The following is a 22891-nucleotide window of genomic DNA, read 5'->3' as shown; positions in this document are numbered from 1 at the left end:
CTTACCGACCTGATCTTGCACCTGCCTATGGCAGGTGTTTTTTTATCTGCGGTTTACTGCCGGCTGGCGGTAAATGTCGGGCACAAAAAAGCCGGGCAAGCCCGGCTTTTATCTTTCTCTCCGGCCAATCAGGCGCCGGGATTGTTCTTCAGCGTCAGCAATAAGCCTTCACGACGCATCTTTGCCGCTTCTTCCGGGCGACGCAGGCGATCGTATACATCCGCCAGCCAGGCATAGTCGAACGCATCAGGACGCTGTGCCAGCGCCTGCTGCAGCGCTTCGGCCGCCTGTTGCCATTCACCATGACGCATCAACAGCTGACCCAGCGTACTGTGCAGCAGCGGCGTAGCACCATGCTGTTTAATCTGCTGGCGTAACGCTTTCTCCAGCGCTTCCGGATTCCCGCTCTTGATGCGTGGCATCAGCAGCACCAGCCGATCGTCATAGTGGCGTTTCAGCCCCTCCAGGACGATTGACTGCGCGGTATCGTGATCGTCACACTCAATCAGGTGGTCAGCCATCGCGACCTGCAGCGTGGTTTCCTGACGGGTTTTGCGGCTCAGATTGCCCCACCAGCGCTTCAGTCCGTCGCTACCCTGATCGGCCATCGCCTGACTCATCAGGCCCAGCCAGGCCTGTTGCTGCAGGGCAGCGCGGTGATCGTCATCGCCAACCTGTGCTTTCTGCATCGCTGGCAGAATATCCAGCAGGGCGCTCCAGGCGCCGGTACGGATATAAGCCTGCTCGGCCAGGCGCAGCACTTCAGGATGGCGCGGCGCAACTTCCAGTAAACGATCGATGCTGTGACGCGCGGCGTGATCTTCATTACGCGCCAGCTGAATACGCGCACGGGCAATTTCCACCGGGATGGTGTTGCTGTCTGACAGTTCAGCCGCCCGCTCCAGATGCTGATTGGCGCGGACTTCATCGCCACGCTGTTGGGCTGCTTCCGCCGCCAGCAGGTAGTTGGCGACCGGCACATCGGCATGATCGGCATCTTTAGACAGCAGTTTTTCAACCTGACGATGGTCGCCTTCCGCCAGCTTCATCAGCGCGGACTGGGTATGACGCTGGGCGCGACGACGTTTACGACCGGTAAACCAGCCGCGGGTACGGGCACCGGTATGCAGCACGCGACGCAGCAGCCATTCCACGGCCAGAATCACCAGCAGGCTGATGATCAGGATAATCACCAGCCCGGTCACGCTGGTCTCGATATTCCAGTTATCGGTCTGAATCAGCACGTAGCCCTGATGACCCGCGATCATCGGTCCCAGCACCACGCCAGCAATCAGCAGGATAAAGAGGATAAATACCTTAAGCATGCTTAGCCTCCCTGCTGATTAGCAGCGGCAGAGGGTTGCGCTAACAGGTTCCGCACGCGGGTTTGCATCAGCTGCTCAAGTAACGGCTGGCTTTCGAGGTTGTCCGGCAGATCCATATTGATGCTCTGCTGGCTCAGCTCATCCAGCTGGGCGAGAAACGCTTTGGTGGCGGCATCATTGGTATCGTACCAGGCGCGAACCCAGGCGGAGACGGTGTCGATCGACTGTTTGTAGATCTCATCCTGATGACGCGGAACCGCCTGAGCGGCAATCAGCAGACGGGAACGAATGTTCTCACGCAGATAAACATCCTGATTAGGTGCCAGCAGCGGTTGTGCGGTGTTATCACGGCGACGGATGGTAATAAAGTCATCCATAAAGTTGTGCCAGCTTTTCACCAGATTCTGTCGCCATTCGCGCACTGAACCTGACAGCTCACCACCGTCGCTGTCCATCGGCGCATCATCGCTGTCGTTATCGGCCAGACGCAGATTGTCGACATTGTTCGACAGCTGATTCAGCTTCAGGATCACGCCATCATAGTCGACCTGGCTGACCGATGAGAGGGTGCTGATATCCTGGGTTAACGCGCGACGGACATTCATCACGCTCGGGTCGTTCATGTCAGCCAGGCTGGCATCGGCGCTTTTCAGCAACGCGGCGGCGGTGGTGACATCCTGATCGCTCCACAGTTTGCGACCCGCCAGTTTCACCAGGTAATCCGCCTGCGCCAGCAACCAGCTGCGCACGTCGTTGCCTGAAATCACAGCCACTTTCTCACGCAGCGTTTCCAGCTCTTTGGCAGAGGCGCCCTGTTGGGCTTCCGCCTTCTGCAGCGCGGTTTCGGTGCTACTCAGCTGCTGCGTTAGCTGCTGTTTGTCGTTGCTGGCCTGCTGCTGAAGCGCGCTAAGCTGTTCGCTCAGACGCTGGTTGGTTTGTGCCTGTAAATCAGCCTGATGTTTCCCATTAAGGTATAAACCTGCACCAATCGCCAGCGCAATGACGATCGCAACCGCACCCAGCACCATGCCACCGTTTTTTGCTTTACGGGGTGGTGTGGCGTTGCTGGCAGCAGAGCGGTCGACTGCTGGGGTGGTTTCTTCAACCATGGCGGAGGAGTCTTTTTGTTCCGTCATATGTGGCACATCCCATTGTTAAAGTTCAGCGTAACGCGCGCAATAGCGCATCGTTATCGGCACCATCGGCTACCTGAATATCCTGCCAACCCAATCCTGCGGCCAGGGTAGCCAAACGTTCACTGACGACAATCAGTCGGCAGTTGAGCAACCATTCCTCGCGATCGATCGCGGGGAACAGCGAAAAAAGCTGTTGTAACATTTCTCCACTGGTCACCACCAGCACCGAGACGCCGCGATCGCGCCATCGCCGGCCTTCTGTCGCACCGTTATAGTGTTTCTGACAGCGCTGGTAGCAGGCGGCAAACGACACCTCTGCGCCGCGTTGCGTTAAGGTCTCCGCCAGTAGCTCCCGGCCGGGGTTACCGCGCAAAATCAGCGCACGCTTATGGGCAACCTGCTGCAGCGTATTTAACTGAATTAACTCTTCACTGGTTTCATGTGCATGCGGCCAGGTCACCTGCTGACCACTGACGGTATGGAACGCCAGCGCAGTGGATCGACCAATTGCATAATAGTCCAGCCCGGCGGGCCACGCTGTGACGGCGTGTTGAGCGTAGTGGATAACCTGCTGCGACAGGATAAAAACCAGATCGCCAGGTTGCAGATCGGCTAACTTTTGCGGCAGATGAGGCAGGTCGACGCCCGGCGCGAATTCAATCAGCGGCAGGCTCCATGCCTGCTTACCCAGGGCATGCAGGCGTGATACCAGCTCTGCTGCTGCGGGTTCCGGACGCGTCACCAGAATGGTCATGCCGGCGGCTGCCCCTGGTAAACTTCACGCAGGATTTCACGCGCGCCGCCGTTAAGCAGCTCATCGGCAAGTGAAATGCCCATCTGTTCTGCCTGATCGCGCGGCCCGCGGCGCTCGCCGCTGACCATCACGCTGCCATCCGGCGCGCCGACCATGCCACGTAGCCAGAGCTCATCGCCTTCCAGCACCGCAAAGCTGCCGATGGGCACCTGACAACCGCCTTCTAAGCGGGTATTCATGGCGCGTTCTGCTTTGACGCAGACGGCGGTATCATCGTGGTTTAACGCCTGCAACAGGCTGATTAAGTGGCTGTCGTTGAGACGGCACTCAATGCCGACCGCGCCCTGACCGACCGCGGGCAGGGAAACATCTGCCGGCAGCGCCTGACGGATCCGATCCTGCAGTCCGAGGCGCTTCAGTCCGGCGACGGCCAGAATAATGGCGTCATAGTCGCCAGCATCGAGTTTACTCAGTCGGGTACCGACGTTGCCACGCAGCGAGCGGATCACCAGATCCGGACGACGGGCGCTGATCTGACACTGACGGCGCAGGCTGGAAGTGCCGACGACCGCGCCATGCGGCAGGGCATCAATGGAGTCATAGTGATGAGAAACGAACGCATCGCGCGGATCATCGCGCTCGCAAATGGTGACCAGACCCAGACCGGCAGGGAAATCGACCGGCACATCTTTCATTGAGTGCACCGCCATGTCGGCCCGGCCATCCAGCATCGCCTGTTCGAGCTCTTTGACAAACAGCCCCTTGCCGCCCACTTTAGCCAGCGGCGTATCAAGGATAATGTCACCTTTGGTGACCATCGGCACCAGCTCAACCTGCAGGCCAGGATGGGCGCTCATCAAGCGTTGCTGTACATAATGTGCCTGCCATAATGCCAGCGGGCTTTGTCTTGTAGCAATTCTGAAAATTTTGTCTAACATGCTGTTAACCATTTTGATCGTTCACTGAATATCCTATCATCTATGAGGGAATGCTGTCAGTTTCAACGGATTGAAAACGGCCTGCTCACGGATTAGGCCCGATTTATCAAGGCTCATTTGATACCGATGCTGAAAAGGCGGGAAGCCAGTAAGAACGTGCTAAACTGTTAAGTAGCGCAACTTTCTTTACGGTCAATCTGCCGAGTGTTAGATTGATCACGTTTCCAGCAATAATCTGCCCACTTTTTCACTTTATAAGCGGCAGATGGTGGAAACAGGGTGCTTAAACACTGGGACAATCAGGCGAAACGTCTTGTACCTCTACATTGAGACACTGAAACAGAGACTGGATGCAATCAACCAGCTGCGCGTCGATCGTGCACTGGCTGCCATGGGACCCGCTTTTCAGCGCGTCTACAGTCTGCTGCCAACCTTATTACATTATCAACATCCGCAGATGCCGGGTTACCTTGAAGGTAACGTTCCACATGGCATCAGCTTCTTCACGCCTGATGAAAATCAGCGTCAGCTACTGGCCGATTTGACCGGCGACAGCGATCTGCGCCTTGCCGATGCGCCAAAAGGCGAAATGCCGATCACCGCGATCTATTCGATGGGCAGCACCTCGTCGGTCGGTCAGAACAGCGTGTCGGATCTCGACATCTGGGTCTGTCATCAATCCTGGCTGGACAATGAAGAGCGCCTCAATCTGCAGCGTAAATGCACCATGCTGCAGAAATGGTGCGTCTCGATGGGCGTGGAAGTGAGCTTCTTCCTGATCGATGAGAACCGTTTCCGGCATAACGAAAGCGGTAATCTGGGCGGTGAAGATTGCGGTTCGACCCAACATATTCTGCTGCTGGACGAGTTTTACCGCACGGCGGTGCGCATGGCGGGTAAACGTATCCTGTGGAACATGGTGCCCGGTGAAGAAGAGCACCATTATGACGACTATGTGATGTCGCTCTACGCCAAGGGTGTGTTGACGCCAAACGAATGGCTCGATCTGGGCGGCCTTGGCACGCTGTCGGCGGAAGAGTACTTCGGTGCCAGCCTGTGGCAGCTGTATAAAAGTATCGACTCGCCGTATAAAGCGGTGCTGAAAACCCTGCTGCTGGAAGCCTACAGCTGGGAATACCCGAATACACAACTGCTGGCGATGGACATCAAACAGCGCCTGCACGACGGCGAAATCATCTGCTTCGGGCTTGATCCCTATTGCATGATGCTGGAACGCGTTACGCATTATCTGACCAGCGTGGACGATCAGCCACGTCTCGATCTGGTGCGCCGCTGTTTCTACCTCAAAGTGTGCGAGAAACTCAGCACCGAAGAACATCAGCATCGCACCGGATGGCGGCGTGAAATTCTGTCGCAGCTGGTGAAAGAGTGGGGCTGGGATGACGAGAAAATAGCCATCCTGGATAACCGCGCAGAGTGGAAAATCGAGCGGGTGCGTGAAGCGCACAATGAACTGCTGGATGCGATGATGCAGAGTTATCGCAACCTGATCCGGTTTGCCCGCCGCAACAATTTAAGCGTCAGCGCGAGTCCGCAGGACATCGGCGTGTTGACCCGTAAACTGTACGCCGCGTTTGAAGCACTGCCAGGCAAGGTTACCCTGGTCAACCCGCAGATTTCGCCCGATCTTTCTGAGCCGAACCTGACCTTTATTCATGTGCCGCCTGGCCGGGCCAACCGCGCTGGCTGGTACCTGTATAATCAGGCGCCAGACATGGATTCGATCATCAGCCATCAGCCGCTGGAATATAACCGCTACCTGAATAAGCTGGTGGCGTGGGCGTGGTTCAACGGTCTGCTGACCCGCAAAACCCGGCTGCACATTAAAGGCAATGAGATCTGCGATCTGGCGCGTCTGCAGGAGCTGGTCAATGACGTCTCCAGTCATTTCCCGCTTCGCCTGCCAGCCCCGACGCCAAAAGCGCTCTACAGCCCGTGTGAAATTCGTCACCTCGCGATTATCGTCAACCTCGAGCACGATCCAACCTCGGCGTTCCGTAATCAGGTGGTGCACTTCGACTTCCGTAAGCTCGACGTGTTCAGCTTCGGCCAGCAGCAGCAGTGCCTGATTGGCAGTATCGACCTGCTCTATCGTAACTCGTGGAATGAAGTGCGTACGCTGCACTTCAGCGGCGAACAGGCGATGATCGAAGGGCTGAAAACCATTCTTGGCAAGATGCATCAGGATGCCGCGCCGCCGGATACGGTCGAAGTGTTCTGCTACAGCCAGCATCTGCGCGGGCTGATCCGGACCCGCGTGCAGCAACTGGTGTCGGAATGCATTGAGCTACGGCTTTCCAGTACGCGACAGGAGCCGGGCCGCTTCAAAGCGCTGCGTATGGCCGGCCAGACCTGGGGTCTGTTCTTTGAACGCATGAGCGTTTCGGTACAGAAGCTGGAAAACGCCGTCGAATTTTACGGCGCGATTTCCAATAACAAGCTGCACGGCCTGTCGATCAAGGTGGAAACCAACCAGACGCCGCTGCCGCCGGTGGTTAACGGCTATGCCAGCGAAGGCATCATCCAGTTCTTCTTTGAAAACACCACCGATGAGCGCGGTTTCAACATCTACATTCTTGATGAGACTAACCGGGTTGAGGTTTACCATCACTGCGAAGGCAGCAAAGAGGAGCTGGTGCGAGACGTCAGCCGTTTCTACTCCTCGTCGCACGATCGCTTTACCTACGGCTCAAGTTTTATCAACTTCAACCTGCCGCAGTTCTATCAGATCGTGAATACCGGTGAACGTTTCCAGGTGATTCCGTTCCGCAGCCAGACGCTGACGCAGCTGTGCGCCTCGCCGCCTGATAACGACAACGGCGACTATCAACCGCGCTATCAGGTGCATTGAACCCGATCGGCCGCCTGCCTGCTCAGGTGGCCGTCATCTTTCCGGCCTGACACTCTGCTCACGCTATTTGCGGGGATTTCCTGTTGCTTTTCCAACTTCAACTGCGATGATAAGCATCCAGGTAAAGGACATGAAGAGCATAAAGAATGAAGAAAGTGATAAGCCTGTTGGCGATGGCGCTGGCCGTGACCAGCCTTGCCGGTTGTGGTCTGAAAGGGCCGCTTTACTTCCCGCCGAAGGACCAGCCGAAGAAGCAACAAGCCCCGACTGAACGCCAGAAAGCAGACGCCTCTAAAGCGGATGTCAACGGTCTGGTGACCGGCGATTCAAGCGCGCAAGCGAACTAATATAATGGCTTATCCGGCGGAGCTAAAAATGCAGTTCTCCAAAATGCACGGTCTCGGCAACGACTTTATGGTGGTCGATGCGGTGACACAAAACGTCTTTTTCTCGCCGGAGTTGATCCGCCGGCTGGCCGATCGTCATTTGGGGATCGGTTTTGATCAATTGCTGATTGTTGAACCGCCTTACGATCCCGATCTCGATTTCCACTATCGCATTTTCAATGCCGATGGCAGCGAAGTCGCGCAGTGCGGCAACGGCGCGCGCTGCTTTGCCCGCTTCGTTCAGCTGAAAGGGCTGACCAACAAAAGTGATATTCGCGTCAGTACCCAGAATGGCCGTATGGTGTTGAGCGTGACGCCGGACGATCAGGTGCGCGTCAACATGGGCGAGCCCAACTTTGAGCCGCAGCAGGTGCCGTTTCGCGCCAATAAAGCCGAGAATCTCTATCTGCTGCGCGTGGCCGAGCAGACGGTGATGCTGGGGGCGGTTTCCATGGGCAATCCCCACTGCGTTATTCAGGTCGAAAGCGTGAAAACCGCGCAGGTTGAACTGCTGGGGCCGATTCTGGAAAGCCATGAGCGCTTCCCGGATCGCGTTAACGTCGGCTTTATGGAAATCATCAATCCGGAACACATTCGTCTGCGCGTGTATGAACGCGGCGCAGGGGAAACGCAGGCGTGCGGCAGCGGAGCCTGTGCTGCCGTTGCGTGCGGCATTCAGCAGGGTATTCTGGCGCCGAAAGTGCGCGTTGATTTGCCCGGCGGAACGCTGCATATCGCCTGGAAGGGGGCGGGTCAGCCACTCTACATGACCGGTCCCGCCACACATGTCTACGATGGGTTTATTCATCTATGAAAAATATCGAAGAGCAGGCGGACAGTACGGTCCTGCTGGACGATCAGGCCGTCAGTGATTATCTGCGGCAAAATCCCGATTTCTTCATCCGCAACGCCCGCCAGATTGAACAGATGGCGGTGCCGCATCCGGTACGCGGTAGCGTGTCACTGGTTGAGTGGCACATGGCGCGGCAGCGTAACCATATCCAGCAGCTGGAAGAAGAGATTACCCTGCTGATGGAACAGGCCACCGCCAATCACGAATTGTTTGATCGCTTGCTGGCGCTGCAAAGCCATCTGGCGGCAGCGGATTCGCTGCAGGAGATGCTGAACCGTCTGCACCGCTGGGCGCGTGAACTCGGCCTGGCCGGGGCCAACGTGCGGCTCTTCAGCGATAAATGGCAGCTCGGCGCGCCTTCGGATTTTTTCCAGCTTAGCCTGTCGCGTCAGGCCTTTGAGCCGCTGCGCATCCAGCGCTTCGGTAATCAGCATCACTATCTGGGCAATATCAATGGCCCGGAATTACTGCTGCTGCTACCGCAGGCGAAAGCGATCGGTTCGGTCGCGATGTCGCTGATGGGCGAAGCCGGCGATCTGGGCGTGCTGATCTTCAGCAGCCGCGACAGCCAGCATTATCAATCTGGCATGGGTACCTTGCTGCTGCAGCACCTGTCACAGATGATGCCTGATTTGCTGACTCGCTGGATCGAACGCGCATGAGCAGCGCGCTGCAGGAGGCCGTCGACGGATTTCTGCGCTACCTCAAGGTGGAGCGCCAGCTCAGTCCGCTGACCCAGAGCAGCTATGCTCGCCAGCTGGCGGCGCTGGTCGCGATTGCTGATGAGATGAAGCTCAGCGCCTGGACGCAGCTTGAACCGGCGCAGGTGCGCAGCATGGCGGCACGCAGTCGTCGCGCCGGTCTGGCCGCCAGCAGTCTTGCATTACGCCTCTCCGCGCTGCGCAGCTTTCTCGACTGGCAGGTCAGCCAGGGTTTGCTCAGCGCGAACCCGGCGAAAGGGGTGATGACGCCGCGTAAGGCGCGCCATCTGCCGAAAAATATTGATGTCGATGACGTAAACCAGCTGCTGGAGATCGATCCCAGCGATCCGCTGGCGGTGCGCGACCGCACCATGCTGGAAGTGATGTACGGCGGTGGTCTGCGTCTCTCTGAACTGGTGAATCTGGATTGCCGTCATGTCGATCTCGATTCCGGCGAGGTGTGGGTTGTGGGTAAAGGCAGCAAAGAGCGTCGTGTGCCGATTGGCCGTACCGCGGTCAGCTGGATCCAGCAGTGGCTGCCGCTGCGCACCAGCTTTGGCGGCCAGGATGACGCGCTGTTTCTCTCTACGCGCGGCAACCGGATATCGGCGCGCAACGTGCAAAAGCGTTTCGCCGAATGGGGCATTAAGCAGGGCGTGACCAGCCATATTCATCCGCATAAACTGCGGCACTCCTTTGCGACTCACCTGCTGGAATCGAGCGGTGATTTGCGCGCGGTGCAGGAGCTGCTGGGCCATGCCAATCTCTCGACCACCCAGATTTATACCCATCTCGACTTTCAGCATCTGGCTTCGGTCTATGATGCTGCGCATCCCCGGGCCAAACGAGGAAAGAACGAATGAAGTTTTATCGTCCGCTGGCTGCCATCAAAGCGATTACCTTCGACCTTGATGACACGCTGTATGATAACCATCCGGTGATCCGCCGGACCACCGCTGAGTCCCACGCGGCGTTACAGGCTTTTCATCCGGCGCTGCGCGATTTTACGCCGCAGGCTTATCAGGCGCTGCGCGATGAGTTGCTGCTGCGTGAACCGGAGATCTACCACGATGTGTCGGAGTGGCGGCGGCGTTCGGTTGAGCTGGCGATGCTCAATATCGGCTTGTCTGCGGCTGATGCGACGGCCGGAGCGGAGCAGGTCATGGCGGTGTTTCATCAATGGCGTAGTCAGGTTGAGATGCCGGATGAGACCCATCAGACGCTGAAAATCCTGGCGGAGAAAGTCCCGCTGGTGGCGGTCACCAACGGCAATGCCTGCCCGGAAAAAATGGGCATTGCCGATTACTTCCGGTTCACGCTGCGGGCGGGGCCGGATGGACGTGCGAAGCCGTGGCAGGATATGTATCAGCTGGCGGCACAGCGGCTTAACATCGCCCCTCAGCACATTCTGCACGTCGGCGACGACCTCACCACCGATGTGGCTGGCTCGTTGCGTTGCGGTATGCAGGCCTGCTGGATTAACCTGCGTCAGGGCAACCTGATGCAGATCGCCGATGCGCGCCTGTTGCCGCATGTCGAAATTTCGCAGTTGGCATCACTCACCTCACTGCTATAATGGCTGTAAATTTATCCAGTCGTCTCCCTTACTTTCGCGCTGCGGCCGTGGCGGCAGCCGGGTTTGTTCCCGCCGCAGGCCGGACACCGGCAGCCGTCGCCTGGCGTCAGGCGTAACAGACCGGGTGACGACCTTTTTTCTTTGGTAAACGGGGCTTATGGACGTTTCTGAACTGCTCGACGGTTTGAATGACAAACAGCGCGAGGCCGTAGCGGCACCGCGCAGTAACCTGCTGGTGCTGGCAGGCGCGGGCAGTGGAAAAACGCGGGTGCTGGTCCATCGCATCGCCTGGCTGCTGTCGGTCGAAAACTGTTCGCCTTACTCGATTATGGCGGTGACCTTTACCAACAAAGCGGCGGCCGAGATGCGTCACCGTATCGAGCAGCTGATCGGCACCAGCCAGGGCGGCATGTGGATCGGTACCTTCCACGGCCTGGCGCACCGCTTGCTGCGTGCCCACCATCTGGATGCCAATCTGCCACAGGACTTTCAGATCCTCGACAGTGAAGACCAGCTGCGGCTGCTAAAACGCCTGATCAAATCGATGAATCTGGATGAGAAGCAGTGGCCAGCTCGCCAGGGCATGTGGTACATCAACGGCAAAAAAGATGAAGGTCTGCGGCCAAAGCACATTGAAAGTTATGGCAATCCGGTTGAGCAGACCTGGCTGCGTATCTATCAGGCTTACCAGGAAGCCTGTGACCGTGCCGGTTTAGTCGACTTTGCTGAACTGCTGCTGCGCGCCCATGAGCTGTGGCTCAATAAGCCACACATTCTGAATCACTACCGCGAACGCTTCACCAACGTGCTGGTGGACGAATTCCAGGATACCAACAACATTCAGTATGCGTGGATCCGCATGCTGGCGGGCGACAGCAGCCGGGTGATCATCGTCGGCGATGACGATCAGTCTATCTATGGCTGGCGTGGGGCGCAGGTCGAGAATATCCAGCGCTTCCTGCAGGATTTCCCCGGCGCGGAAACCATCCGCCTTGAGCAAAACTATCGCTCAACCAACAACATTCTGAAGTCCGCCAACGCCCTGATCGCCAACAACAACGGCCGTCTGGGTAAAGAGCTGTGGACCGACGGCAGCGACGGCGAACCCATCTCCATCTATTGCGCCTTCAATGAGCTGGATGAAGCGCGCTTCGTGGTAAACCGCATCAAGACGTGGATGGAAAACGGCAACGCGCTGAATGATTGCGCCATTCTCTATCGCAGCAACGCCCAGTCACGCGTGCTGGAAGAGGCGCTGCTGCAAAGCAGTATGCCGTACCGTATTTATGGCGGTATGCGCTTCTTCGAACGTCAGGAGATCAAAGATGCGCTCTCCTATCTGCGCCTGATGGCCAACCGCAATGATGACGCAGCATTTGAGCGCGTGGTTAACACCCCGACGCGTGGCGTGGGCGATCGTACGCTCGACGTGGTGCGCCAGACCGCGCGTGAACGACAGATGACGCTGTGGCAGGCAACGCGCGAACTGCTGCAAACCCGCGCGCTGGCCGGCCGGGCCGCGTCGGCGCTGCAACGTTTCTGTGAACTGGTCGATTCGCTGGCGACGGAAACCGCAGAGCTGCCGCTGCACGTCCAGACTGACCGGGTGATCAAAGACTCCGGTCTGTGGCTGATGTATGAGCAGGAGAAAGGTGAAAAAGGTCAGGCGCGAATCGAAAACCTTGAGGAACTGGTAACCGCCACACGCCAGTTCAGCTATCAGGATGAAGATGAAGACTTAATGCCGCTGCAGGCCTTTTTATCGCACGCGGCGCTGGAGGCAGGCGAAGGCCAGGCCGACAAATGGCAGGATGCGGTGCAGCTGATGACGCTGCACTCGGCGAAAGGGCTGGAGTTCAGCCAGGTGTTTATCGTCGGCATGGAAGAGGGGATGTTCCCGAGCCAGATGTCGCTGGACGAAGGCGGCAGGCTGGAAGAGGAACGTCGACTGGCTTACGTTGGTGTGACCCGCGCGATGATCAAGCTGACGCTAACCTACGCCGAAACCCGCCGACTGTATGGTAAAGAAGTGTATCACCGTCCTTCACGTTTTATCGGCGAGCTGCCGGAAGAGTGCATTGAAGAAGTGCGCTTACGCGCCAGCGTCAGCCGTCCGGTGAATCATCAGCGGATGGGGGCGCCGATAAGCAAAAACGACAGCGGTTTCGCGCTGGGCCAGCGGGTGCATCACGCGAAATTTGGTGAAGGCACCATCATTAATCTGGAAGGCAGCGGTGAGCATAGCCGCCTGCAGGTGGCTTTCCAGGGGCAGGGAATCAAGTGGTTAGTGGCGGCTTACGCCAAACTGGAAACCCTGTAGCCTGCGGTTGACGACATTTTCGTCTCAGCGTAACATGCGCCCACTATTATCATGAGAGGACAATGCCTTGGACACGCCCAGTCGATGCTGGCTCACTAACCTGGATAACAGGAATAACATCTAAGGCTACCTCTCTACGCGGGTAGCCTTAGCGGTTATCAGCGACCTCCCTTTTCTAATCCCGTCGCACGAGTCAGCACTGATTTACCCTTGAAACTGTGTTTCCGTGTTCAGGTTGCCCGTTCCGCTTGGTGAACGGCGGACTGCCTTGTCCCATTTAGTCTGCAATGGGGAGTATTGCTATGCTGAGCGCATTTAAACTGGATCACAGCCGCCTGACGCGTCTGGAGCTGGAAGACGAAAACGACAAACTGACCACCTCCGTCTGGGTCGATCTGATCGAACCGGAAGAGGGCGAGCGTGACCGGGTGCAATCCGAACTCGGTCAGAGCCTCGCAACCCGGCCAGAGCTGGAGGATATTGAGGCCTCGGCGCGCTTCTTCGAAGATGAAGATGGCCTGCATATTCACTCCTTCTTCTTCTATGAAGATGCTGAAGATCACGCCGGTAACTCCACCGTGGCGTTCACCATCCGTGAAGGCCGTCTCTATACGCTGCGTGAACGCGAACTACCGGCCTTTCGGCTCTATCGCATGCGCGCCCGTAATCAGACGCTGATCGACGGCAATGCGTTTGAGCTGCTGCTCGACCTGTTTGAAACCAAAATCGAACAGCTGGCGGATGAGATTGAGAACATCTATAGCGCCCTGGAAAAACTGAGCCGGGTGATCATGGAAGGTCAGCAGGGCGAAGAGTACGATCTGGCGCTGTCGCGTTTAGCCGAACTGGAAGATATCGGCTGGAAGGTGCGTTTGTGCCTGATGGATACCCAGCGCGCGCTCAACTTCCTGGTGCGTAAAGCGCGTTTGCCGGGCAATCAGCTGGAGCAGGCGCGTGAAATCCTGCGCGATATCGAGTCGCTGTTGCCGCATAACGAATCGCTGTTCCAGAAGGTGAACTTCCTGATGCAGGCAGCGATGGGCTTCATCAACATCGAGCAGAACCGCATTATCAAGATCTTCTCGGTGGTTTCGGTGGTGTTCCTGCCGCCGACGCTGGTCGCCTCAAGCTACGGAATGAACTTTGAGTTTATGCCAGAGCTGAAGTGGAGCTTTGGTTATCCCGCCGCGATTGGCCTGATGATTCTGGCCGGACTGGCGCCTTATCTCTACTTTAAACGTAAGAACTGGTTATAAAGCAGGCAGCGGGTCGTCTGAGACGGCCCGTTTTGCTGGTCCCCGTCTGCATTTCTGCGTAATCTTACCCCCTCTTTTTACAAATAATTAACTTCTTATGGATGCACTCTCGTTGCGCGCGCAGTGGACACTGCTGTTATTCAGCTCGGTGCTGTTGGGCGGCGTGCTGCAATTTTTTCATCTGCCCGCCGCGCTGTTGCTGGGACCGATGATTGTCGGTGTGGTGATGGGGCTGTCAGGCGCGACAATGCGCATTGATAAACGGCTGTTTCTGCTGGCGCAGGCGGTACTGGGCTGCATGATTGCGCAGAGCCTTTCGCCCTCTATTCTGACTCCGCTGATTCAGGACTGGCCGGTGGTGCTGGCGGTGCTGCTGCTGACGCTGGCGGCCAGCGGCCTGTCAGGCTTTCTGCTGGTCCGCTTCAGTCATCTGCCCGGCCCGACCGGCGCATGGGGATCGTCACCGGGCGGCGCATCGGCAATGGTCGCGATGGCTGGCGATTTCGGTGCCGACGTGCGGCTGGTGGCATTCATGCAATATCTGCGGGTGCTGTTTGTCGCCACTGCGGCGGCGCTGGTGGCCCGGATCGGACTGGGCGATGCGGCCCATAGCGTTTCGCTGCTGTGGTTCCCGCCGCTGAATCGCGGTTTTGCGGTAACGCTGGCGGTGATGCTGACTGGAGCATGGCTCGGGACCCGGTTGCGCATTCCTTCCGGTGCCTTATTGCTGCCTGCCCTGGCGGGTGCGGCGTTGAACACCAGCGGGATGGCAATTTTGCAGGTGCCGGAATGGCTGCTGGCACTGGCTTACGCGCTGATTGGCTGGAGCGTCGGCCTGCGCTTCACCCGGCCGGTATTTTTGCTGGCTCTGCGCACGCTGCCGCAGATGCTGGCGTCGATCTTTGGATTGATGCTGCTGTGTGGCGGACTGGCGTGGATGCTGACGCGCGTACTGCACATCGATCTGATGACGGCTTATCTCGCCACCAGCCCAGGCGGACTGGACACGGTGGCGATTATTGCTGCCGGAACCCAGGTCAATATGGCCTTTGTGATGGCATTACAGACGCTGCGGCTGTTTACCATCCTGCTGACCGGTCCGGCAATGGCGCGCTTTATCTCACGCTATGCGCGGCCGGCCACGGAATGAAAATGCCACCGCATCACAGACAAACACCAGCAGTGCCAGCCAGATAAAGCCAAAGGTCACCATTTTGTCTGGCGTGATGGTTTCGCCGTAGAACACCACCGCCAGCACGAACATCAGCGTCGGGCCAAGATACTGAAAGAAGCCGACGGTAGAGAGACGCAGGCGGCTACAGGCGGCAGCGAACAGCATCAGCGGAATGGTGGTGACAATACCTGCCGCTACCAGCTTCAGGTTCAGGCTCAGCGGGTTGGCCGATAGATGGCTGGTGGCGCTGTCGGCAAAAGCAAACAGGTAGATGGCCGCCAGCGGAAACAGCCACAGGGTTTCAATCAGCATTCCGCTCTGCGCATCCACCTGAATCTTTTTGCGTAACAGCCCATAAAAAGCAAAGCTCAGCGCCAGACCCAGCGCGATAATCGGCAGCGAACCGAACTGCCAGAGCTGTACCAGCACACCGACGGTAGCCAGCACCACTGCCAGCCACTGTAAGCGGCGAAAACGCTCGCGCAAAAACAGCATGCCAAATACTACGTTGATCAGCGGGTTAATAAAGTAGCCGAGACTGGCCTCCAGCATATGCTGGTTATTCACCGCCCAGATAAACAGCAGCCAGTTGCCGCCGATAGTGAGCGCGGTAAGCGCCAGCAGCAGCACTTTTTTCGGCTGGCGCAGGACGCTGTGAACGCCTGGCCAGCTGCGCGTCAGGGAGATCAGGATCAGCATAAACAGGGCTGACCAGATTACCCGGTGCGTCATGATTTCGGTTGCCGGAACATTTTTTACCAGCTTGAAATAAGCCGGGGCGATGCCCCAGATAAAGTAAGCGCCCAGTGCAAAGCCAACGCCCTGGCGAGTTTGTTGCGTATCCATGTCTGTCCTGTTGTAAGGCGAAATTAGCCGATCAGATAAGTGGCGGTTGCGGTAGCGATATAATCACCCTGCTGGTTGTGCAATTCGACGCGGGCCACCGCGACTTTGTTACCGGCGCGCAGCAGACTGCTGGTGGCGGTAAAGCGTTCGCCGCGTCCCGGACGCAAATAGTCAACGCGCATATCGATGGTGCCCATGCGGGAGAGGCGCTGACGCAGCTCCTCTTCGCTGATGCTCTCCTGGCGCGTCAGGGCATTGCTGACGCACACCATGCCCGCCGCGACGTCCAGCACGGAAGCGATCACGCCGCCGTGCAGAATCTGCTGGGCAGTGTTGCCGACCAGCATGGTTTGATTGGCGAAACTGATTTCGGCATAGTCGGCATCCAGCCGCGTCAGCTCCAGACCTAGCGCCTGATTAAACGGCATGTGGTAGACGAAAATCTCGCCAACCAGACGGCGGGCATCCTGCTGCGTCAGCACAAGTGATGACATGATGAAGTGTCCTGAAAAATTCGGGCCAGAGGGGCGCGTAATGTTAATGAGATGTGTATTCTATGCCGCTCGCGAGGGGGTTTCCAGTTTAAGAAATCAGCTCTCATCTTCACTGCCATTTGCGTGTAGAATGGCCTGCTTTTTACGACACCCTTTCAGAAATTTTTACTACGCAGCGCTCACCGGAGAATTTTATGCGTAAGCATCGCGCCTTGCTGGCGGCTATGTTATTACTTCCTGCACTGGCGCAGGCGGACGAAGCTCAGGTTAATGAAGTGCATGACGCGCCGCAGGTTCGTGGCAGCATCATCGCTAACCTGCTGGAGAAGCATGATAATCCGTTCGTCCTCTATCCTTACGAGAACAACTATCTTCTCTACACTTACACCAGCGATCTCAATAAAGAGGCGATCTCCTCCTACAACTGGGCAGAAAACGCCCGTAAGGATGAGGTAAAATTCCAGCTCAGTCTGGCATTCCCGCTGTGGCGCGGTATCCTGGGCGATAACTCGGTGCTGGCTGCCTCATATACGCAGCGTTCCTGGTGGCAGTTGTCGAATCGCGGTGAGTCATCACCATTCCGCGAAACCAACTATGAGCCTCAGATTTTCCTCGGCTGGGCAACCGATTATTCTTTTGCTGGCTGGACGCTGCGTGACGTGGAAGTGGGCCTGAACCATGAATCCAATGGCCGAAGCGACCCGACCTCACGTAGCTGGAACCGCGTCTATACCCGCCTGATGGCGGAGAACGGGAATTTCCTGGCGGAAATCAAACCCTGGTACCGGATTCCGGAAGGCGAAAGCAGCGATGATAATCCCGATATCACCAAATATATGGGTTACTACCGCGCCAAAGTTGGCTATAAGCTCGGCGACAGCATCTTTAGCGTCGAAGGCAACTATAACTGGAACAGCGGTTATGGCGGCGCGACCATGGCCTGGAGCTATCCGATCTCGGAGCATGTTCGCTTCTATACCCAGGTGTTTAGCGGCTATGGCGAATCGCTGATCGATTACGACCATCGTCAGACCCGTCTGGGTGTAGGCGTAACGCTTAACGACTTGTTCTAATCAATTACGTAAGACAGGAATAGAGTGGCAACCTCGGCAGTCCTAAATCAGGAAGCGCTGGCGCAGCAGGTATTGCAGGATACCTTCGGCTACCAGCAGTTTCGTCCCGGTCAACAGACGATCATCAACCAGGCGCTGAGCGGGCGTGATTGTCTGGTCGTGATGCCGACCGGCGGCGGTAAATCACTGTGCTATCAGATTCCGGCGCTGGTGCGCGAGGGGCTGACACTGGTGGTCTCGCCGCTGATTTCGCTGATGAAAGATCAGGTCGATCAACTGCTGGCCAACGGTGTTGCGGCGGCGTATCTCAATTCGACCATGACGCGTGAGCAACAGCAGGCGGTGATGGCAGATTGCCGTACCGGTCGGGTTAAGCTGCTTTATATCGCGCCAGAACGCCTGATGATGGATAACTTCCTGGAGAATCTGGCGTACTGGCAGCCGGCCATGCTGGCGGTCGACGAAGCGCACTGTATTTCTCAATGGGGTCACGATTTCCGTCCGGAATATGGCGCGCTGGGGCAGATGCGTCAGCGTTTTCCGGATTTGCCGGTGATGGCGCTGACCGCCACCGCCGACGAAACCACCCGTAACGATATCGTTAACCTGCTGCATATGCAGGATCCGCTGATCCAGATCAGCAGCTTTGACCGTCCCAATATTCGCTACACGCTGGTCGAAAAATTTAAACCTACCGAGCAGCTGCTGCGTTACGTGCAGGATCAGCGCGGTAAGTGCGGCATTATCTACTGCAATAGCCGGGCGAAGGTCGAAGATACCGCCGCGCGCCTGCAAAGTCGGGGACTGAGCGTCGGGGCCTACCATGCCGGCATTGACAGCGAGCAGCGCGCCCGGGTTCAGGAAGCATTCCAGCGTGACGATCTGCAAATCGTGGTCGCCACGGTGGCGTTCGGGATGGGCATCAATAAGCCCAACGTCCGCTTCGTGGTGCATTTCGATATCCCGCGCAACATCGAATCCTACTATCAGGAAACCGGGCGAGCGGGGCGTGATGGCCTGCCTGCCGAGGCGATGATGCTCTACGATCCGGCGGATATGGCGTGGCTGCGAAAATGTCTCGAAGAGAAAGCGCCAGGCCCGTTGCAGGACATTGAGCGTCATAAGCTCAACGCGATGGGCGCCTTTGCTGAAGCGCAGACCTGTCGCCGTCTGGTGCTGCTCAACTATTTTGGTGAGGGCCGACAGCAGCCGTGCGGCAACTGCGATATCTGTCTCGATCCGCCCAAGCGTTACGACGGACTGGTCGAGGCGCAGAAAGCACTGTCCGGTATCTATCGCGTCGGCCAGCGTTTCGGTATGGGCTATATTGTCGAAGTGCTGCGCGGTGCCAATAACCAGCGGATCCGCGAGCACGGTCACGACAAACTGCCGATTTATGGGCTGGGCAAAGACCAGAGCCATGAGCATTGGGTCAGCGTGTTACGTCAGCTGATTCACCTCGGACTGGTGACGCAAAACATCGCGATGCATTCAGCGCTGCAGCTGACCGAAGCGGCACGGCCGGTGCTGCGCGGCGAAGTGCCGCTGATGCTGGCAGTGCCGCGCCTGATTACCGCGAAGCCGAAGAGCAACAGTTCGGCGAAATTTTATGGCGGCAACTACGATCGCAAACTATTTGCCAAGTTGCGCAAGCTGCGTAAAGCGATCGCTGATGAAGAGAATATTCCGCCTTACGTGGTGTTCAATGACGCCACGCTGATTGAGATGGCAGAACAGATGCCGGTTAGCGCGTCAGAGATGCTCAGCGTCAATGGCGTCGGTCACCGCAAACTGGAGCGCTTTGGCAAACCTTTCCTGGTGATGATCAAAGAGCATCTTGATGATGAAGAGTAAAGGATACTAATAATGCTGATGTTATTCGCCACCGTGGCACTGGTTCATCTGGTCGCACTGATGAGCCCCGGCCCCGATTTCTTTTTCGTTTCGCAAACCGCCGCCAGCCGTTCACGCAAAGAGGCGATGATGGGCGTGCTGGGCATTACACTCGGCATCGTGGTCTGGGCCGGGGTAGCGCTGATGGGGCTGCATCTGATTCTGGAGAAAATGGCCTGGCTGCATCAGATCATTATGGTGGGCGGCGGTCTTTATCTGCTGTGGATGGGCTGGCAGCTGATGTGTTCAGCGCGTCAGCGTCATAAACAGCCGCAGCAGGATGAGCCGGTGGTTGAGCTGCCGAAACGTGGCATGAGTTTCATCAAGGGTCTGCTGACCAACCTGTCCAACCCTAAAGCGATCATCTACTTCGGCAGCGTATTTTCCCTGTTTGTCGGCGATGACGTCGGTGCAGCCGAGCGCTGGGGCCTGTTCTTACTGATTATCGGCGAGACATTTGCCTGGTTTGCGCTGGTTGCCGCTATCTTCGCAATGCCGTGGATGCGTAACAGGTATCAGCGCCTGGCGAAGTGGGTCGATGGCATGGCTGGCGTGTTGTTTGCCGGCTTTGGTATTCATCTGATCATTTCCCGCTAAGGCGGAACGCGTGCGGCCGGTTCATCGCCAGGCCGCGCCACAATCGCCAGAGGGCAGGGCGATTGCGTCTTTTTCACCGGCTGGTAGCTCTCAGGCAATGCGCCGCGCGCTGGCCAGCAGCGCACCCACCGCCATAAACAGCCCGCCAAAAATACGGTTCATCAGCTTCATCTGCTTCGGCCCTTTAATCCAGCCCGCAATGCGCGTCGCTAAGGTGGCGTAGCCAATCATCACGATAATATCGACCACCACGGTGGTCACGCCCAGCACCACGTACTGCATCAATAGCGGCTGATGCGGCTGGATGAACTGCGGAAACAGCGCGGCCAGGAAAACGATACTTTTCGGGTTGGTCAGGTTAACCAGAACGGCGCGTTTGAACAGACGACGACGCGGCATCGCTTTGGCAACCGCATCAAGATCGATGCCGCCAGCCGATCGCCATTGCTGAATGCCAAGCCACACCAGATAGGCAGCACCGGCCCATTTGAGAATTTCAAACGCCAGCAGCGACTGGGAGAACAGCGCACCCAGACCGATCCCGACCAGCACAATATGCACGGCCAGCCCGACCTGCAAACCGGAGATCGAGGCAACCGTGCCGCGATAACCATGGCTGATGCCGGTACTCATGGTATTAATAGCGCCCGAACCGGGCGACAGGCTAAGAATTGTGGTGGTAAGCAGGTAGGTCAGCCACCATTCAATGGTCATGGGTTGCGCTCTCTTTAGCGGCGGAAATGTGACACAATACGCCAGAAATAAGCGCGGCGCTATGGCCGACACACAGCGTTAAGGACACTTTTTTCCGGTCATCAGGGGGGCGAATGAATCAACACAAAGCCAGTTGGCTGCGACGAGAAAAAGCCTTTGCTGCCTTCGCTACCGGGCCACTGCTTGATTTCTGGCATCGGCGTGAGGAGCGTGAATTTACCGGCGTCGGTAATCTCACTCTGCGTTACGTACGCTTCACCTCACCACAACATAAGCGTGTGGTGCTGATTGTGCCCGGCCGCATCGAGAGCTATATAAAATATCCTGAGCTGGCGTACGATCTGTTCCATTGCGGTTTTGACGTGGTGATCCTCGATCATCGTGGTCAGGGCCGCTCCGATCGTCTGCTGGAAGATTCACACCGCGGCCACGTGGCAGAATTCGCGCATTACGTCGACGATCTGGAGACGCTCTACCTGAAAGAAATTGTCAGCGGCCACTATCAGCAGCGTTATGCGCTGGCCCACTCCATGGGCGGGGCCATTCTAACGCTGTTTCTGGCGCGACAGCCGCAGGCTTTTCATGCGGTTGCGCTGGTGGCACCGATGTTTGGTATCGCGCTGCCGTTGCCCTCATTTCTGGCGCACCGGATCCTCGACTGGGCCGAGAAACGCCCGGCGCTGCGCGACGGTTACGCGCTGGGTACCGGGCGCTGGCGGGCGCATCCGTTTGGCATTAACCGGCTGACGCACAGTGCTGAGCGTTATCGGCGCAGCCTGCGTTTTTATGCCGACGATCCGGCGATTCGCGTCGGTGGCCCGACTTATCATTGGGTGCGCGAAGGCATTCATGCCGGCCGCAACATTATCAGTCAGGCCGATAAAATCACCACCCCGCTGCTGCTGCTGCAGGCCAGCGACGATCAGGTGGTGGATAATCGTTCGCAGGATCTTTTTTGTGCTGCCATGGCGGCGGCGGGTCATCCGTGCGAAGGCAACAAACCGCGGGTGATCAACGGTGCGCGTCATGAGATCCTGTTCGAAAAAGACGACATGCGCGCCGAAGCGCTTAATGCAGTGATCGACTTTTTTTCATCGCATCGCTGACGTTCATTATCCGACTGGCCACGGCCAGCAGAATCAGATACCCGAGGTTTTCATGTACCACATCGTTGCATCCGATCTGGATGGCACGCTGCTTTCTCCCGAACATCGCCTGACGCCTTTTGCACGTGAAACGCTGCAACAACTGGTGGCAAAGGATATCCACTTTGTTTTCGCCACCGGTCGCCATCATATCGATGTCGGACAGATGCGTGACAGCCTGGCTATCCCGGCGTATATGATCACCTCAAACGGCGCGCGGGTACATAACGCCCAGGGCGAGCTGGTGTTCAGCCATAATCTGGATGAGGATATCGCTAACGACCTGTTTGGCCTGCAGTATCATCACAGCGATATTCTGACCCACGTTTACCGTGATGATGAGTGGTTTGTCAGCCGTTCACGTCCCGCTGAGCAGGACTATTTCCGTGAATCGGTATTCAACTATCAGGTTTATGAACCGGGTCTGTTGCCGACGGATAACATCAGTAAGGTCTTTTTTACCTGCGAAGATCCCGAGCATCTGATTCCGATGGAGCAGGCGATTGAAGCGCGCTGGGGCGATCGGGTCAACGTCAGTTTTTCACTGCCTACCTGCCTCGAAGTGATGGCGGGCGGCGTATCGAAGGGGCATGCGCTCGAAGCCGTGGCGAAGCAACTGGGTCATACGCTGCATAATTGCATCGCCTTTGGCGACGGCATGAATGATGTCGAGATGCTGAGCATGGCGGGTAAAGGATTCATCATGCACAACGCGCACCAGCGGTTGAAAGACCGGTTGCCTGAACTGGAAGTGATCGGGTCCAACGCCGACGATGCGGTGCCGCAGACGCTGCGTGACCTCTATCTTTCCTGACAGAACAGCGCAAAAAAGGGCCGG

The 22891-nt window shown here is 57.3% G+C and carries 22 protein-coding genes; 15 read left to right on the top strand and 7 right to left on the bottom strand.

What is annotated here, in order from left to right; genetic code table 11:
* Nucleotides 1–128 precede the first annotated feature (128 nt).
* Genes hemY through hemC form a run of 4 tightly spaced genes read right to left on the bottom strand, consistent with a single transcriptional unit; the run spans nucleotide 129 to nucleotide 4153 of the window.
* A complete protein-coding gene (hemY, locus tag ACLIBF_RS19995) occupies nucleotides 129–1325 on the bottom strand; it encodes a protoheme IX biogenesis protein HemY (protein ID WP_031375047.1) in 1197 nt (398 codons plus the stop codon).
* Nucleotides 1326–1327: 2 nt separating this feature from the next.
* A complete protein-coding gene (hemX, locus tag ACLIBF_RS19990; RefSeq protein WP_031375046.1) occupies nucleotides 1328–2461 on the bottom strand; it encodes a uroporphyrinogen-III C-methyltransferase in 1134 nt (377 codons plus the stop codon).
* A 25-nt stretch (nucleotides 2462–2486) separates the two neighbouring features.
* On the bottom strand, nucleotides 2487–3215 hold the full coding sequence (hemD, locus tag ACLIBF_RS19985; RefSeq protein ID WP_031375045.1) for a uroporphyrinogen-III synthase: 729 nt from the start codon (nucleotides 3213–3215) through the stop codon (nucleotides 2487–2489).
* Entirely contained in the window at nucleotides 3212–4153 is a 942-nt protein-coding gene (gene hemC, locus ACLIBF_RS19980) for a hydroxymethylbilane synthase (protein ID WP_069728605.1), read from the bottom strand. Before hemC ends, hemD begins: the two co-directional genes overlap by 4 nt.
* 313 nt (nucleotides 4154–4466) lie before the next feature.
* On the opposite strand from hemC, the gene ACLIBF_RS19975 reads away from it, so the two are divergent.
* The 10 genes from ACLIBF_RS19975 (at nucleotide 4467) to ACLIBF_RS19930 (ending at nucleotide 15267) form a co-directional block, all read left to right on the top strand.
* Nucleotides 4467–7025 (top strand): class I adenylate cyclase, encoded by a 2559-nt coding sequence (locus tag ACLIBF_RS19975; protein ID WP_031375043.1) that lies wholly within the window; start codon nucleotides 4467–4469, stop codon nucleotides 7023–7025.
* Nucleotides 7026–7171: 146 nt separating this feature from the next.
* Nucleotides 7172–7372: an LPS translocon maturation chaperone LptM gene (gene lptM / locus ACLIBF_RS19970; protein WP_031375042.1), complete on the top strand. Its 201-nt coding sequence runs from the start codon at nucleotides 7172–7174 to the stop codon at nucleotides 7370–7372.
* A gap of 28 nt (nucleotides 7373–7400) precedes the next feature.
* Entirely contained in the window at nucleotides 7401–8225 is an 825-nt protein-coding gene (gene dapF / locus ACLIBF_RS19965) for a diaminopimelate epimerase (protein WP_031375041.1), read from the top strand.
* Nucleotides 8222–8926 carry a DUF484 domain-containing protein gene (locus ACLIBF_RS19960; RefSeq protein WP_031375040.1) on the top strand — a complete coding sequence of 235 codons (705 nt, stop codon included), beginning with the start codon at nucleotides 8222–8224 and terminating at the stop codon, nucleotides 8924–8926. Before dapF ends, ACLIBF_RS19960 begins: the two co-directional genes overlap by 4 nt.
* Nucleotides 8923–9828, top strand: coding sequence for a tyrosine recombinase XerC (xerC, locus tag ACLIBF_RS19955; RefSeq protein ID WP_046289560.1), 906 nt, complete (start codon nucleotides 8923–8925; stop codon nucleotides 9826–9828). Before ACLIBF_RS19960 ends, xerC begins: the two co-directional genes overlap by 4 nt.
* Nucleotides 9825–10541 carry a 5-amino-6-(5-phospho-D-ribitylamino)uracil phosphatase YigB gene (gene yigB / locus ACLIBF_RS19950; protein ID WP_031375039.1) on the top strand — a complete coding sequence of 239 codons (717 nt, stop codon included), beginning with the start codon at nucleotides 9825–9827 and terminating at the stop codon, nucleotides 10539–10541. The genes xerC and yigB overlap by 4 nt, the downstream gene beginning before the upstream one ends.
* A gap of 157 nt (nucleotides 10542–10698) precedes the next feature.
* On the top strand, nucleotides 10699–12861 hold the full coding sequence (gene uvrD, locus ACLIBF_RS19945) for a DNA helicase II (RefSeq protein ID WP_031375038.1): 2163 nt from the start codon (nucleotides 10699–10701) through the stop codon (nucleotides 12859–12861).
* Nucleotides 12862–12928: 67 nt separating this feature from the next.
* On the top strand, nucleotides 12929–12985 hold the full coding sequence (ysgD, locus tag ACLIBF_RS19940; RefSeq protein WP_353846917.1) for a YsgD/CorL family protein: 57 nt from the start codon (nucleotides 12929–12931) through the stop codon (nucleotides 12983–12985).
* A 178-nt stretch (nucleotides 12986–13163) separates the two neighbouring features.
* Complete coding sequence (gene corA / locus ACLIBF_RS19935; RefSeq protein ID WP_031375037.1) at nucleotides 13164–14117, top strand: magnesium/cobalt transporter CorA; 954 nt, start codon at nucleotides 13164–13166, stop codon at nucleotides 14115–14117.
* Nucleotides 14118–14214: 97 nt separating this feature from the next.
* Nucleotides 14215–15267, top strand: a complete 1053-nt coding sequence (locus tag ACLIBF_RS19930; RefSeq protein ID WP_046289561.1) for an AbrB family transcriptional regulator — start codon at nucleotides 14215–14217, stop codon at nucleotides 15265–15267.
* Here ACLIBF_RS19930 and rarD read toward each other — a convergent pair.
* Nucleotides 15238–16137, bottom strand: a complete 900-nt coding sequence (rarD, locus tag ACLIBF_RS19925) for an EamA family transporter RarD (protein ID WP_089561591.1) — start codon at nucleotides 16135–16137, stop codon at nucleotides 15238–15240. The two genes, ACLIBF_RS19930 and rarD, sit on opposite strands and share 30 nt — an antisense overlap.
* Before the next feature lie 23 nt (nucleotides 16138–16160).
* The gene (locus ACLIBF_RS19920; RefSeq protein ID WP_031375035.1) at nucleotides 16161–16631 is read right to left on the bottom strand and encodes a thioesterase family protein; all 471 of its coding nucleotides are present in this window, start codon (nucleotides 16629–16631) and stop codon (nucleotides 16161–16163) included.
* Between the two features lie 194 nt (nucleotides 16632–16825).
* Between ACLIBF_RS19920 and pldA the strand changes: the two genes are divergently transcribed.
* Genes pldA through rhtC form a run of 3 tightly spaced genes read left to right on the top strand, consistent with a single transcriptional unit; the run spans nucleotide 16826 to nucleotide 20194 of the window.
* Nucleotides 16826–17704 (top strand): phospholipase A, encoded by an 879-nt coding sequence (pldA, locus tag ACLIBF_RS19915; RefSeq protein ID WP_279810494.1) that lies wholly within the window; start codon nucleotides 16826–16828, stop codon nucleotides 17702–17704.
* 24 nt (nucleotides 17705–17728) lie between these two features.
* The gene (gene recQ, locus ACLIBF_RS19910) at nucleotides 17729–19558 is read left to right on the top strand and encodes an ATP-dependent DNA helicase RecQ (RefSeq protein ID WP_031375033.1); all 1830 of its coding nucleotides are present in this window, start codon (nucleotides 17729–17731) and stop codon (nucleotides 19556–19558) included.
* Between the two features lie 12 nt (nucleotides 19559–19570).
* A complete protein-coding gene (gene rhtC, locus ACLIBF_RS19905) occupies nucleotides 19571–20194 on the top strand; it encodes a threonine export protein RhtC (protein WP_031375032.1) in 624 nt (207 codons plus the stop codon).
* A 90-nt stretch (nucleotides 20195–20284) separates the two neighbouring features.
* Here rhtC and rhtB read toward each other — a convergent pair whose 3' ends face one another.
* Nucleotides 20285–20908 (bottom strand): homoserine/homoserine lactone efflux protein, encoded by a 624-nt coding sequence (gene rhtB, locus ACLIBF_RS19900; RefSeq protein WP_031375031.1) that lies wholly within the window; start codon nucleotides 20906–20908, stop codon nucleotides 20285–20287.
* A gap of 113 nt (nucleotides 20909–21021) precedes the next feature.
* Between rhtB and pldB the strand changes: the two genes are divergently transcribed.
* Together pldB and yigL are read left to right on the top strand one after the other, a co-directional pair.
* The gene (pldB, locus tag ACLIBF_RS19895) at nucleotides 21022–22014 is read left to right on the top strand and encodes a lysophospholipase L2 (RefSeq protein ID WP_089561590.1); all 993 of its coding nucleotides are present in this window, start codon (nucleotides 21022–21024) and stop codon (nucleotides 22012–22014) included.
* A 52-nt stretch (nucleotides 22015–22066) separates the two neighbouring features.
* Nucleotides 22067–22867, top strand: a complete 801-nt coding sequence (yigL, locus tag ACLIBF_RS19890) for a sugar/pyridoxal phosphate phosphatase YigL (protein WP_031375029.1) — start codon at nucleotides 22067–22069, stop codon at nucleotides 22865–22867.
* Nucleotides 22868–22891 lie beyond the last annotated feature (24 nt).

The sequence above is a fragment of the Pantoea sp. PGP6 genome (assembly GCF_053474785.1).
The sequence above is the reverse complement of the archived record's forward strand: the minus strand, read 5'-3'. Positions and strand labels throughout refer to the sequence as shown.

Coding starts and splice junctions, on each gene's coding strand:
- hemY (WP_031375047.1), bottom strand. CDS start 1,325: ATGCTTAAGGTATTTATCCTCTTTATCCTGCTGATTGCTGGCGTGGTG.
- hemX (WP_031375046.1), bottom strand. CDS start 2,461: ATGACGGAACAAAAAGACTCCTCCGCCATGGTTGAAGAAACCACCCCA.
- hemD (WP_031375045.1), bottom strand. CDS start 3,215: ATGACCATTCTGGTGACGCGTCCGGAACCCGCAGCAGCAGAGCTGGTA.
- hemC (WP_069728605.1), bottom strand. CDS start 4,153: ATGTTAGACAAAATTTTCAGAATTGCTACAAGACAAAGCCCGCTGGCA.
- lptM (WP_031375042.1), top strand. CDS start 7,172: ATGAAGAAAGTGATAAGCCTGTTGGCGATGGCGCTGGCCGTGACCAGC.
- dapF (WP_031375041.1), top strand. CDS start 7,401: ATGCAGTTCTCCAAAATGCACGGTCTCGGCAACGACTTTATGGTGGTC.
- ACLIBF_RS19960 (WP_031375040.1), top strand. CDS start 8,222: ATGAAAAATATCGAAGAGCAGGCGGACAGTACGGTCCTGCTGGACGAT.
- xerC (WP_046289560.1), top strand. CDS start 8,923: ATGAGCAGCGCGCTGCAGGAGGCCGTCGACGGATTTCTGCGCTACCTC.
- yigB (WP_031375039.1), top strand. CDS start 9,825: ATGAAGTTTTATCGTCCGCTGGCTGCCATCAAAGCGATTACCTTCGAC.
- uvrD (WP_031375038.1), top strand. CDS start 10,699: ATGGACGTTTCTGAACTGCTCGACGGTTTGAATGACAAACAGCGCGAG.
- corA (WP_031375037.1), top strand. CDS start 13,164: ATGCTGAGCGCATTTAAACTGGATCACAGCCGCCTGACGCGTCTGGAG.
- ACLIBF_RS19930 (WP_046289561.1), top strand. CDS start 14,215: ATGGATGCACTCTCGTTGCGCGCGCAGTGGACACTGCTGTTATTCAGC.
- rarD (WP_089561591.1), bottom strand. CDS start 16,137: ATGGATACGCAACAAACTCGCCAGGGCGTTGGCTTTGCACTGGGCGCT.
- ACLIBF_RS19920 (WP_031375035.1), bottom strand. CDS start 16,631: ATGTCATCACTTGTGCTGACGCAGCAGGATGCCCGCCGTCTGGTTGGC.
- pldA (WP_279810494.1), top strand. CDS start 16,826: ATGCGTAAGCATCGCGCCTTGCTGGCGGCTATGTTATTACTTCCTGCA.
- rhtC (WP_031375032.1), top strand. CDS start 19,571: ATGCTGATGTTATTCGCCACCGTGGCACTGGTTCATCTGGTCGCACTG.
- rhtB (WP_031375031.1), bottom strand. CDS start 20,908: ATGACCATTGAATGGTGGCTGACCTACCTGCTTACCACCACAATTCTT.
- pldB (WP_089561590.1), top strand. CDS start 21,022: ATGAATCAACACAAAGCCAGTTGGCTGCGACGAGAAAAAGCCTTTGCT.
- yigL (WP_031375029.1), top strand. CDS start 22,067: ATGTACCACATCGTTGCATCCGATCTGGATGGCACGCTGCTTTCTCCC.